Source organism: Ignavibacteria bacterium, assembly GCA_015709655.1.
Classification (GTDB): Bacteria; Bacteroidota; Ignavibacteria; order Kapaibacteriales; family Kapaibacteriaceae; genus OLB6.
In genome coordinates, this window is sequence record CP054181.1 from 814,272 (window position 1) to 827,974 (window position 13,703).

General features: G+C 46.5%; 8 protein-coding genes. 1 reads left to right on the forward strand and 7 read right to left on the reverse strand.

The window, feature by feature from the left end:
* Positions 1–6 precede the first annotated feature (6 nt).
* From HRU79_03380 to HRU79_03410, 7 genes are all read right to left on the reverse strand, one after another.
* On the reverse strand, positions 7–1,194 hold the full coding sequence (locus HRU79_03380) for a restriction endonuclease subunit S (protein QOJ25741.1): 1,188 nt from the start codon (positions 1,192–1,194) through the stop codon (positions 7–9).
* Positions 1,191–2,768, reverse strand: a complete 1,578-nt coding sequence (locus HRU79_03385) for an SAM-dependent DNA methyltransferase (GenBank protein ID QOJ25742.1) — start codon at positions 2,766–2,768, stop codon at positions 1,191–1,193. Before HRU79_03385 ends, HRU79_03380 begins: the two co-directional genes overlap by 4 nt.
* Positions 2,769–3,255: 487 nt before the next feature.
* The gene (aadS, locus tag HRU79_03390) at positions 3,256–4,119 is read right to left on the reverse strand and encodes an AadS family aminoglycoside 6-adenylyltransferase (GenBank protein ID QOJ25743.1); all 864 of its coding nucleotides are present in this window, start codon (positions 4,117–4,119) and stop codon (positions 3,256–3,258) included.
* Between the two features lie 167 nt (positions 4,120–4,286).
* Positions 4,287–5,102: a class D beta-lactamase gene (blaOXA, locus tag HRU79_03395; protein QOJ25744.1), complete on the reverse strand. Its 816-nt coding sequence runs from the start codon at positions 5,100–5,102 to the stop codon at positions 4,287–4,289.
* Between the two features lie 157 nt (positions 5,103–5,259).
* The gene (tet(X), locus tag HRU79_03400) at positions 5,260–6,426 is read right to left on the reverse strand and encodes a tetracycline-inactivating monooxygenase Tet(X) (protein ID QOJ25745.1); all 1,167 of its coding nucleotides are present in this window, start codon (positions 6,424–6,426) and stop codon (positions 5,260–5,262) included.
* Between the two features lie 649 nt (positions 6,427–7,075).
* A complete protein-coding gene (locus HRU79_03405; protein ID QOJ25746.1) occupies positions 7,076–9,619 on the reverse strand; it encodes a hypothetical protein in 2,544 nt (847 codons plus the stop codon).
* Positions 9,620–9,668: 49 nt separating this feature from the next.
* Entirely contained in the window at positions 9,669–12,842 is a 3,174-nt protein-coding gene (locus HRU79_03410; protein QOJ25747.1) for an immunoglobulin domain-containing protein, read from the reverse strand.
* 97 nt (positions 12,843–12,939) lie between these two features.
* On the opposite strand from HRU79_03410, the gene HRU79_03415 reads away from it, so the two are divergent.
* Positions 12,940–13,662: a pyridoxine 5'-phosphate synthase gene (locus HRU79_03415; GenBank protein QOJ25748.1), complete on the forward strand. Its 723-nt coding sequence runs from the start codon at positions 12,940–12,942 to the stop codon at positions 13,660–13,662.
* The last annotated feature ends 41 nt before the right edge of the window (positions 13,663–13,703 follow it).

The following is a 13,703-nucleotide window of genomic DNA, read 5'->3' on the forward strand; positions in this document are numbered from 1 at the left end:
TTAGATTTATACATTTATTTTAACCTCCCCACTCATCAACTTGGGCAGCAGCGTATCCCTGAGCTGCGTAAGGGTGCGGATTTGTCTGTGATTTTCAAATGTTTTAGATAGTAGTTCTTTTGATTGCCTTGTAAATTCAATTACCTTTTCTCTTTTCGGTGTTTTGAATTCGAATGTAGGGATAGCTTGTTTACTTAAATGTAAAACCGTTGATCCATTAGCATTTCCCTCACAATGACCTTTAAATTCTCTTGTTCGCATAAGGAAATACAAGAATTCAATTGAAATCCAGTCCACTTTTGGTATTACTTTTACCATATCCATTGATATTACCATTGTGGTGTATTTTGGATTGCTGATAACTAACGCAGGATTCCCAATAACTTCTGCGTCTTGAGTAATGTCAGTATGAGCAACAACTAAATCTCCCTCTTTTACAGTTTGTTGCTCCTTATATTTTCCAGTAAACTCTTTAAATCCATCAATTCTAAAACCACCGTTTCTATCAAAGCTTTTCAAAGAAACCATTGCTGTTGTAGATGAATTTAGTTCAGTGCTTTTGTATGAAACTCCATTAATCGTGTTAACCAAAGAACCAAGTTCAATAAGTTCTGTTGAAATATTACCCTCCACAAACCACTGCCTGAAAAGCGTTTCGGCTAATAGCTCTAAGGTTTTGTTTTGGCGGTGCAGCAGGTCTATTTTATCGTCTAAGCTGCTTAATACTTCAGCTATGGCGGTTTGTTCGGGGAGTGGGGGGAGATTTAAAAATAGATTATCAAAACAATTTTTTGGAACTCTTTGTCTTCCAGATGTTCCTTCAAATCTGCTTTCAGCATATCCTCTTACTTCATCCCATCGAGATAGGTAAAAAACAAATTCATTGTCTGATACATTTTCTTTTCCTCTAAAAACAAGAAATTCAGTTGAGCCAAAACCAATCCCGTTTTTTAATCCTTTGACTTTACAGATTTTACCATTTTCTAAACATGGGGTTATCCTTGCAAAAAGTGTATCACCTTCTTTAAATCTTGCTCCACTAGAAGGATTTCTCTCTGCACTTGGGAAACAAAATTTATTTCCGTCTTGCAAATCTTTCATTTCTACAAATGAATACAACTCTGTTCCTTTCATTGAAACAGTGGGATTGATTTCTACAAAATCAGAGAATTTAAATTCTTTCCACTCACTCATGCTTCCACTTCTATTTTAATGTTGGAAAGATTTTTGGCTATTCGCTTGTTCAAAGCATCTTCCTCGGCAATCTGTTTTTCAAGTTCTGCTTTTAGTGTAGCAAAGCGTTCGGCAAACACAAAATCGTCTTCTTCCTCTGCTAAACCTACATATCTGCCGGGTGTAAGGGCATAGTTCAATGTTTTTACTTCATCCAGCGTAGCACTTTTGCAAAAGCCCTGCACATCATTGTATTCGCCTTCACCTGTTCGCCAATTGTGGTAGGTTTGGGCAATTTGGTGTATTTCTTCCGCACTCAGGTCACGGGTTCTGCGGTTAATCAAAAAGCCCCTATTTCGGGCATCTATAAACAGTATTTGCCCCTTGCGTTGCTGTTTGTTCTTTTTTATAAACCACAGGCAAGCGGGTATCTGTGTATTCAAAAACAATTTGGTGGGAAGGTTTACAATGCAGTCAATCAAATCGGCATCAACCAATGCTTTGCGTATTACATCTTCGCCACTGCTGTTACTCGTCAGAGAACCTTTAGATAAAACAAAACCCGCCTGTCCATTGGCAGAAAGATGATACAAAAAGTGCTGTATCCATGCGTAGTTGGCATTACCTACAGGTGGTGTGCCATACGACCATCGTGCATCTTTCTGTAACAGTTCACCACTCCAGTCGCTGTCATTAAAAGGTGGGTTGGCAATGATAAAATCTGCTTTCAGGTCTTTGTGGGCATCATTTAAAAAACTGCCTTCGTTGTTCCATTTTACGTTGCTGCTGTCAATACCTCTAATGGCAAGGTTCATCTTTGCCAATCGCCAAGTGGTTTGGTTGCTTTCCTGTCCGTAAATAGAAATATGGTCGGCAGGATTTAATGAAAGTTTTTTGCCGTTATTCTTTTTGTAATAGTCTTGGTGGTGTTTAATAAATTTCTCACTCTGCACAAACATGCCACCGCTTCCGCAACAAGGGTCGAACACTCTGCCCTCATACGGTTCAAGCATTTCAACCAATAGTTTCACCACACTTTCAGGCGTATAGAACTGTCCGCCTTTTTTGCCTTCTGCCAAAGCAAATTCGCCTAAGAAATATTCAAACACCCTGCCCAACAAGTCTTTGCTTTGGGCTTCTTTAGTTCCTAAAGCGGCAGTGCTAACCAAGTCAACCAGTCCGCCTAAACTGCCTTTGTCTAATTTTTCCTGTGCATACACTTTGGGCAATACGCCTTTCAAAGATGGGTTGTCCTTTTCAATAGCGTCCATTGCATCGTCAATGTCTTTGCCAATGGTCGGCAATTTGGCTCTGCCTTGCAGCCATGTCCAACGGGCAGAAGGCGGCACATAAAACACTTTCTCGGCTACATATTCATTTTTGTCTTCGGGGTCTGCACCTTCATAGTCGCCTTTTCCTTCTTTCAGTTTGTTGTAAAGCTCTTCAAAAGCATCAGAGATGTATTTCAGGAAAATCAGTCCCAAAACTACATGCTTGTATTCAGCTGCATCCATGTTTTTACGGAGCTTGTCAGCCGCTTTCCAGAGCTTTTTCTCTAACGGTTCTTCAATATTTTCTTTCGCTTTTTTCGCCATCTCTCGGTCTTAATATGTAAAGTTTTTATAGTCTGCTAAGTTAAGTTTTATAGTTGCATTGTCGTCATAAGTGCGTGGGCAAAAAATGGCTCTTTGGATTTTGCCTGTGTGTCGACTAGTGCGGTTGGGGCAAAAGCCAATGTGCCATTTGTGCGGTGGCAATAAAATTGAATTAAAAAAAATGTGCGGTGGGGAAAATAAAAAATACAGTAGCGTAGGCAATGAGTGTCGGCTTACTCGTTGTCCGTTTTCAATATGGTCTGTATGTCGTTTGTCACCTGTCAAAATGGTTTACTTTTTCTCAGTTTTTAGTCGTCTGTTTGTTGTTGTGTCGTTCTCTACGCTTGCTGCCAACGGTTCGCGTATTGGCGATGGGCGGGATTTTTAGTGCTGAAGTTGATACGAAGAACAGAAGTTGAATTATGCACTTCCGTTGATACGAAGCCGTTCAGCCCGCCTATTGCCAATACGATGTTGTACGACGTAGTTATGTTTTGGGTTTTAGTCCAGCTAAATATTTTCGTATGTCATTTTCTAATTTATCCGGGTATTTGTACTCTAATTTTTTTGACAATTCAGTTCCTATTTCTGAAACTAAATCAGTCATTGAAAATAGAGCAGTCCAATTTTCCTTTATATCGCTCCCTGAAAATGTTTGTTCTGTTTTAGCCCACATTTCCTGCTTAAGATACTTTTTGAAAAGTCGTCCATATTTATTGGTCGTTATGTTCCAATTGTGTTCACTTGCAATGTGCCATTCAATTAAAGGAATTAAATATTCTGTGCGAATAACGGTTTCCGACATAAATTTCGCATAGAATATTTCATCTCTCACAAGACACTTTGCCACGTAAGTTGTGTCCCACCAAAAATCGTTTATTAGATTTTGAAACTCTTTTTCAGACGGTTTTTTGATAATGGAAATTTGATAAGTTGGTTTCAGCATTTGCTTTGTAATACCATCTTTATCAATTAAAATTTTATAACCAATATCCCAATCTTCTGGTAATTCTTTCTCTTGCGTTTCCTTTATAAATTTTGATTTGCTGTAAAGTTTAAAATCTACTTTCACACCGTCTTCATAAAGTAGCATTTTCATTGCGTGTTTATGGTTAAAACAACTTTCGTCTTCTTCAATCATAGCAATTGGATTTCCGAATTTAAGCGTCCAGCTTTTGTCTGAAATGTAATTTGTATTATCCTCAAAAACAAATTCAATGTCTAAATCACTAAATTCGTCAACAAGTGCTAAAGGATTTACAAGTGAACTTGTCAGAAGAAGAACTCTTACATCTTCGTTTTTCTCCGACCATTCTATAATTGTTCTTAACTTTTCTTCTCTGACTTTCATTTTGTTTGGTTCGGTTTTACTATGTCGTACAACGGTCTCGGGCTTTGCGTTGGTGGGCTTTTGAAACCGTAAACTGTCGGCCAGCACCAAAGCTTATTAATTGCTCAAATGTTTCTATTCGCACTGTCCGCCCACTAACGCAAAACCCGTGTTAGCAGTAGCAATTCTCATTGGTCAATTAGTTTAAGGTCTTTAAGAATTAAATAAACAATGTCTATTCGTGCATTTGCAAAGTCCTTGTTGTTTAAGTCAGACGATTGAATACAGTTTGAGAAATAGTAAACTTTATTTTTTGTCTCCAGATAGCCGACATACCAACCAATATCTTTGTTGTCTTGTCCGCCCCAACCAGTTTTTGCTCTTATTACATAGTTCAAGGTGTCCTTTGCAATCATTATATTTTTTGCAATGTCCATTGAGCGTTGTGAAAAAGGAAGTTGGTTGTCGTGAAGTCGTTTTAAAAAGTCAATCTGCTGTTTGGGCGAAATACGAAGTCCGCCAGTTAGCCAAAACTTGTCTATACCACCCGAAGTGTCAGCATTTCCATAGTTGGCTTTGTCAAGCCAGTATTTCATTTGTTGTCCGCCAACACGTCTTGCAAGCTCTTGATAATACCAAACTGTTGAGTTTTTGAAAGCGGTCTTTAAGTCGTGGACAGCGTTCCAGTTTGGATTTTGTCGGATTACACTGTCCCAAGGAATTACAAAGTTCTCGTCTTTAATTACTCCTGTCTCAAGTCCGATAAGCGAGTTGCAAATTTTATAAGTCGAGGCAGGTGAAAAAGGTTGCTCGAATTGGTCTTGGTTGTAAAGAATATACGTATCGTCTTGCGGGTCATAAAGCACGAATGAACCGTCAACATTAAATTGGTCGTAATACTTTTTAAAGTCGTCACGAATTTCTGTCGCCTGTTTTTGCTTACAGGCTGTCAGTCCGAGAACTGTTATGGTCAAAAGAAATATTGTCTGTTTGGCTGTCGTCATATTGTTACTGCTAACGTTTGGCAAATTGGCGATGGAGCCGACTTTTAGCACAAATGTTGAATAGAATTACTAATCTTCAACATTGCACAAAAGTTCAATAGAAGTACTTCACCGGCTCTATTGCCAATTTGTTTGTTATGTGCCGTTTTATTCCATTTTATACATTTAACAATTGCTGAAACGTAAAGTCGGGTTTAAACATTTCAATTTCGTTTTGAGTTGATTCTTCTTGTGCTTCTTTGCCATAGATAAACATTTGCTGTTCATAATTTTTAACAGCCTCTTCAATGCTATTAAATTTTCCATCGGCTAGATTATCAGACAATATCAAGGCATCCACCAACCCACTATTTACTCCCTGCCCTGCAAAAGGCGGCATCAAATGTGCGGCATCCCCAATCATTGTTATGGGTAATGGGCGCTTGCTTTTCCAAGGCTTTTCTAAAGGAAATATCCGTGTAGCCAATCCTACAAATGACAACGTCGTATGAATCAATTCTTTGTAGCGTTCGTCCCAATCGGAAAATTCTTTCAGAAGAAAATCAACGACACTATTTCTGTTTTGAAAATCTACCTGCGTTTGGTTTTTCCATTCATCAGGTGTTTTAAAACTTATTCCAAAATGCAATGCACCATTATTATTGGGGTTAGCAAATAATAAATTACCTTGGTGAGATGCCATTAGCCGGTTTCCATTGCATAGCTGAAAAAATCCAGGACAGTTTATCTCTGGTTGATGAATATCGGCTTGTATATTGAAAGTACCTGTTTCTTCAACTTCCGTGTCGGTAACAAATTTTCTTACCTTGGACATCCCGCCATTGGCAAGAATAACCAAATCTGCTGTTTCACTCGGTTTATTCTCAAAAGTTAGTGTCCACTTCTTCTTACCAGGTTCAAGCATAACAAGTTTTCTATCCCAAATAACCGTGTCGTTTTCTAAACTATTCAACAAGATAGCCCTTAAGTCATTTCTGTTTATTTCAGGATTGTCAAATCGATTTTCGGGCTTTACATTTTTTGTGGATAAAATATTGCCTTTTTCATCAGCAATATTTACACCCATTGGTAAGGCTAAGTCATAATAAGTTTGTAACAATCCCGCTTTTTTCATTGCTTCCTGACCTGAACCTTTGTGTAGGTCAAGGGTTCCACCAAAAATTCTTGCCTCTCGGTCGTTGTCTCTTTCGTAAACTGAAACGTCTATGCCGTTTTGCTGTAATAATTTTGCCATAGTCAGTCCAACGGGTCCACCACCAATTATTGCAACGTTCTTATCACTAAGTAAATTCATTTGTTTGTCTGTATCTATTCGCATTGTCATTCAAAAATGGCACATAACTCGCTTATATATGCAATAATACTGCATAAATATATCTTTTTTTGTTAGCTTGGTGTAGTTCGGTTGTTACAAATCATCAAAGGGACTTTTTATATTTTTCAAACTTCTAGGACCTACGTGGGTGTAAATTTCAGTGGTTTTACTGCTGTAATGGCGAGCAATTCTTGAATATAACGCATGTCAGTGCCATTTTACTGTAAGTACGTGGCTGTGTCGCAGCCAAGGTAAACTAACCGTTTTTTTAACCTTTGCTTTTTCCAATGCCTGTTTCAATACGCTTTGCAGGCTGTCGGCGGTGTATTGTTTGCCCTTTGTTGCCCTTCAAACAACCAAGCAGTTGGTTTTACGCTTTGTAGTATTGACGAATAATTCGACGATTTTTTCAGAAATTGGAACTATACGGTCTTTCCGACTATGTCCGTTTCCTAGTTGAAAATCGAGAGACGATAGCTTTGGTTTGATTGTTTTGGATTCTGTTGTTTACGTCGTTTAGGATCGCTCGTAACGTACTGCCTGCCGTCAGGTGTTGGTGTGGTTGGCGTCGGGTTATGGTTGCCGTTGGGTTATGGTTGGCGTCGGGTTATGGTTGCCGTTGGGTTATGGTTGGCGTCGGGTTATGGTTGGCGTCGGGTTATGGTTGGCTAACGTGACCGGCAGCCTTCTTCACAAAAACCTGCGGCAAAAACGGCGTTCCTTCAAGGTAAACCGCGTACAGGCCGGACGGCAGACCGGTAAGGGTGACGGTGCAGAGGTAACTGCCTTCGGGAATCACAAACTCAGTCCGCCGTTCTCCAAGACTATTCACAACATAGCCGGTGACGGTGCCGGTGACGGGAGGGTCGAGCGCAATGGTGAGGGCGTCGGTGGCCGGGTTCGGGTACAGCCGTATGCCGGGTTGAGGATTGCTGTGCACGCTGCTCACCGGCAGGATGCTAACGTGAATTGCTACCGATGTGTCGGTTCCGCATTCGCCAACAGCAATACACCGATACCAGCCACTGTCGGCAGCGGTAACACTACTCCTGCTTAACACAGGCCCGGTTTCTGAGTCCAGCGCTATCATGTTGTGCAGCCACCGGTAGGTGAGCTGTGATCCCTGAGCCTGAATCTGAAGCGAGAGCGGATCGCCGATCCGCACTTCAGCGTTGGCCTGCTGTTTAGTAATCTTTGTTTCGATTCCCTGCGTCACAATGGCCTTGGTCGTTACACCGCTCACACCGCACGGGCTGCTATACCGCACGCTGTACGAGCTGCCGTCGGCATCACTGCCGTACACCACGTGCTCCGCCGCAGTTGCACCCGGTACGTCCTTGCCGTTGCGTTGCCACTGGAGCGTGACTCCTGTGCCAACAATGTCCACAGTGAGCGTAACGCTATCGGTACGGCAGACAGTGGCCGACTCCGGGTGTGATTGTACACGCGGAGCCTCGCTGATAAGAATGGGGTGTTCCGTCCGGCTGCGGTGTCCCCTTCCCGACTGCACTGCAATATACACCGGACCGGTTCCTACACTTTGGGATATTAACCAATCATAACTATTTCCGCTGATTGCGTTGTTTATAACAGTCCACTGTGTTGCATCGCGGGACCAGGCAACCTCGTAGATATCGGACGGGAACATATCCTGTACGTTCCACTGAAGGCGGAGGGTGCTACCGTGGCACACATGTTCGTTCCCGGACGGTGCTGCAAGGTTGATAACACCCGGTTGGATTTCGATGGCGCAGGGGATGGCACCGGTAATGCCGGGTGCGCGTGTAAGCGTAGCATCTGACAGCCTGATGTGGGTGCTACCAGACCAGCCGGCAACAACAAAGCCCATATCGGGTCGGACTGCTACAGAAGCGGCACCGTCCATACCCGTGCCCCCAATGGCAGTAACGTAGTACGCGGTCTGCGGCGAGAGGACGGCAACAAGCATATCGGTCCCGCCTGCTGACGAGGTGTTTGCGCCGGCGTTAACACCGGGAAGGTTCATCGAGGTTGTGGTCCCGCAAATCACCATCCTGTTGCCCTGATACCGGGCTGCGGCAATGGCATGCTCGGCACCATCGCCACCCCAGTAGCTGGAATTGTCCAGCACCCTGCCCTGTCCGGTAAAGGCGGCAATAAAGATATCGGACGTGCCGGACAGGACCTCCTGAATCGGGTCCAGCAGCGGGAAATCGTCCGACGTTGTTGTGCCCGACATCACGATACGTCCGTCATGTACCAGCACGCCGATAGCCGTGTCGGCACCGTTACCGCCAAAGTAGGTACTGGCAACGCCTCCCGAGCCGTCGGGCTGCAGCACCGTCAGCGTTGCGTCGGCATCGCCGCCGTTATAGGTAAAGTCAAGCGGCCGGTCATCGTAATACCACCACCATTGTGAGTCAATAATCGGGTACATTGGGAAGTCCACAGACGAGGTCCACCCGGCCAGGTACAGGTAGCCACTTTCGTCCACCGTCAGCGCCGTAAACCCGTCATGTGCTGACCCGCCAAGGTATGTGCCAAACAGGACCGAGGTTCCTGCTGCGGTGTACCGAATAACAAAACCATCGGAATTTCCCTTCAGTTGTTTAAACAACCCGTTGGTGACGGGGAAGCCCGAGTGCGAGGTTGTGGTGCCGCACACGTAAATCGTCCCCTTTGCATCGGTAACAATACATGTGGGCCGTTCCACGCCGCTGCCCGGTATCAGCCAGGAAACCGGTTCGGCAAGGGTTGGCGGGAAGACGGCAACAAAGCCATCGGTTTCGGCAGAAAACTGGGTTTGTGCAGTTCCCTGGGTACACGGGAAGTCGGCCGACAGTGTCCACCCCGTCACCGCAATCCAGCCATCCGGTGTTACGGTCATAGCCGTCGGCCTGTCATTGGCACGTCCGCCAATCGTTGTAAACGCAAGCAGCGTATCCAGACTCTTCGTAAAGATTGCAACAAAGGCATCGGTGCCTCCGGCAACGGTCTTACGCCATCCCGGTGCGGTAATGGAGTGTGCCGACACGCCCCAGCCGCACACTGCCACGGTACCGTTGTTCAGCGAGGTTACTGCCGAGATGCCCGCACTATCGGACGACCCGAGAAAGCCCGAAACAAAATTTCCTCCACCCATACCGGCAAAAAGCGGTAGTGAGTGGAGGAAGACATAGGAGTACAGTATTCTAGTTATCCAGTATGGTGAGGAGTGTTTCATTGCTGTGTAGTGTACCCATACCCATACAGTGTGACATCTGAGGCTGATTTTAGCGGATCACGTGAATTGCCGTACGCAGCACCGTGGTGCCACGAACAGCTTCGATGCCGTACACACCCGGGGTTAGATTGCTAACCGGCACCATGAGTGTTGACGTTCCTGCTGCCAGGCGTCCGAGCATGACCGACGAAACCACTGAGCCATCTACACCAACGAACCGAATCATAACCTCGGCATCGGCATTGAGTGTAAAGGTGCACGAGAGTTTTTCGGAAGCAGGCACCGGACCATTGATATGCATGGCAAAGCCGGGAACGGCAACCTCGGTTTGAACCGAACCAACCCGGTTAACAATCACGGTGGCAACATCTGTGGTCTTGCTTCCGCAACCGCCGGTAACGGTGCAGGTATAATCACCGGCATCATCGCCGGATGCAGTCGCAACCGTATATGTTGCCTTATCGGCGTTGGCAATTGGCATACCATTGCGGCTCCACGAATAGGTAAGCTCCGAACCCTTGGCAACAACCGTGAGCGTTAGTTTTTTACCTTCATCTACCGTTGTGGCCACTGGTTGCTGTGTGATTTCGGTTTGAGCTGCAACGCCAACAATTGCCGGCTTTGTTGTAGCTGCCGGTGAGCAGGCACCGCTCACAACACAGTCGTAGTTACCTGAATTATCAGCCGACACCTTTGAGATTTTCAGCGTTGGATTCGTTGCTCCCTGGATCGTAGTTCCGTTTCTGCGCCACTGGTATTTCAGCCCAATGCCTTGGGCTTCGACCGCAAGTGTGATATCTTCACCTTCGCACGCAGATGTTGACACAGGATCTTTGTGTACCGCAGGAGGGTTGCTGATAGAGAATGTACCGCTGCGTGAAACATGACCGCGGGGTGATGACAGTTCAATTCTGTACTGCGTACCCTCTACCATATTTGCCGCAGGTTTCCAGGTGTAGTTCATCCCTGTAAGATCCTTGGCCAGATCGGTCCACGTTTTGCCGCTGTCGCTGCTGATACGAAGCAGGTACTTGTCGCCCTGAAGCATTCCCTCGGCAGCCCAACTAATTGTCCGGTTGGAGCCAGCACAAATGCTTTCGCCACCGGTGGGCGACACCAGGTCAAGCGTGCCCTGAGCCCATTTTGCAACGTAGCCGTCTTCTTCACCTGGCTTGGTTTGCTTCCAAGCATCCGGGTGAACGGTCAGGTCATCCGACGTGCCTCTCAGGACAAAGTAGATATCGCCGGCATCGTCAACAACGGCAGCTACGGCGGTATCGGTACCATAGCCCCCTACCAGCGAGCTAAACTTCACCGCATACGGGTTGATATTTGCCAGGAAGGCATCGGTGCTGCCGGTACGCGCTGCACTGGCTCCGGCGCCCTGAATCGGGAAATCCATTGAGTTTGTATATCCCCACAAGATGCCGGAATTCAGTGACGGATCTGCAACGATACCATTCACCCAATCTTCACCGGTACCACCAAAGTAGGTACATGCGGTAAGTGCCTTGCCGTCATCCGTAAACTGACACATGAAGATATCTGACTTGCCACCGATATAGTCGGCGGTAATGGTGCCGGCGGTAGGGTATTTCGTTGAGTTTGTTACCCCCACCAGGAGTGGACGTCCTTGAGCATCGATATAGATTCCTCTGCCTTCTTCTTCACCGGCCCCGCCAAAGTATGTAGAGAACGTACCATCATCTTTTTTAGAAAGTGTGCCATCCGGGAAGAATTTAATCAGGAATGCATCTTTATCACCTCCATTGTAGGTTGCATCATACGGAGTCCGTGCGCCGGGTTTCCACCAGCCCCATCCCCCTCCGCTACTACCCGAAGGCTGTGTTTCAAAATCCGACGACGAAGTCCATCCCGTTACAAACGGGAAACCGGAGGCATCAACGGCGATGGCAGTGAATACCTCATTCTTGGTGCGGCCAAAGTAGGTTGAAAAAACAAACGTACCGCCGCCGGGGGCAAGCTTTACCAAGAAGCCGTCCATTTCGCCGCCCAGGGTTTGCTGGTGTGCCCCACTGACCGGGAAGTTTGCGTTCGACGTGGTTGATCCGCACACGTAGATGGCGCCGGTAGCCTTGTCCACAGCAATACCGTATGCCTTATCTTCTTTGTTTCCGCCAACGAAGGTTGAGATATCCATATTTGCAAGGTCTGCCGAAAACCGGCAGATAAAGGCATCAGTCTGTCCCTTGTGCACCTGCCCTACCGAGCCAATGGTGATTGGGAAATTGGTACTTTCGGTGTTACCGGTAACGCAAACCATACTGTTCTGGTCAATCGTGACGGCGGTAACCTCGTCGGGGCCGGAGCCGCCCACGTAGGTATATCCTACCAGCTTGGATAAATCTTTTGAGATGGCGGCAATAAACCCGTCGCGTCCGCCGGCAACTGACTTGCTGTACTTACCGGAGGTCTCGGGAAAATCAAGATTAAAGGTCGAACCAACAACATACAGATGATTAGCGCCCAGAGCGATGTTTATTACTTCGTCCGTACCAGGTCCGCCAATATAGGTTCCATACACAACAGGGTCAATTCGCAGGGATTCCGACACTTTTCGCTCGGGGATGCTGAACTCAATGCCGTTCATTGCAGCACGGAAAGCTGCCGGTGTGGCACGTTCACGGTCACCCATCACGTAGGCATACAGGTCAGTGATAACAATGCCGCCCAGGTCGGTATCAAGTGTCACCTCGCCGTCACGGACACTGATGCCATTTTCACCCTTCACGGCAAAAGAAATGGGTTCGGTATGAGCACCGGCCTCTACGTCAAGATCGTAGCGCAGCCTGCCGGTATTATCCAGGTAGTACAGCACGTCAACACCGGGGAAGACGTTTGAGAATCGCAGTGACTCGTAGGTGCGCGACACAGTTGCCGCCGAGCCGCCCCGATTGATATAGTGCCGAACGGTTGGTCCCTGTGTGCCGACCACCGCAAAATTCTGCGGATTGGCCTTTGTCCAGGTCAGCCGAACTACCTGACCGGTACGGGTTGTACCGTCAATCTTGTATTGGTCCATCACCATCCCGGATGTTGTAATCCAGGTGTTCAGGTTGGTGCCGCGGTGAACATACAGAACTTCATCAGGCCACTGCCCGGAGTTCTCGATAAATCCACGAATAGATGTGTTAATTCCGGTGCCGGCAGACACGCTGGCTGCACAGATGGCAACCATAAACGCGTATAAAAATGCTCGCATGTGTACTCCTGTTGTCAACATGTTGTGGTTATGCACAGAACAAATAAAGCTGTAATTTACGGCTTAATCATGAATCGTCCCAAAATGCCATCCCACCATGAAACTATCCGTTAACATTGATCATGTTGCCACCATTCGAGAAGCCAGAGGTGGACTTTATCCAGACCCCGTACAGGCTGCCGTCCTGGCCGAAATTTCAGGCGCACATGGCATTGTGGCTCATTTACGTGAGGACCGTCGACATATTAACGACAGAGACATAATTCGGTTACAGGAAGTGGTCACAAAAAAATTTGACCTCGAGATGGCACTGACACCGGAAATTGTGCAGATCGCATTGTCCATTGGGCCGGATATGGTAACGCTGGTACCTGAAAAACGAGAGGAGCTCACCACGGAAGGGGGCTTAAATATCGTCACAGCCGAGAGTCAGATCAGGGAGGCGGTTGATGAGTTCCATGACCGCGGTATTAGCGTAAGTCTGTTTGTAGAGCCGGACCGTTCACAATTACAGGCGGCATCCCGCACGGGTGCCGACATGGTGGAGCTCCATACGGGGGCGTATGCAAATTCACGGACACGGATCGAGGCAAATGACCATATTACGAGACTGACGATTGCCACTGACGAGGCGCGGCAGCTTGGGTTGCTTGTAAAGGCCGGACACGGCTTGTCACTTGAAAATCTTGCGCCAATTGCAGCAATCGAGGGGATCGAGGAGGTGAGTATCGGGCACGCCCTGATCGGGCGTGCCGTATTTGTTGGTATGGAAAGAGCCGTACTGGAATACTTAGCCGTTCTGGCGTCAGCAGAAGGTTAAGAACAGTACGAACATGCCGCAGGTGCTAACGGTTCAGGGTA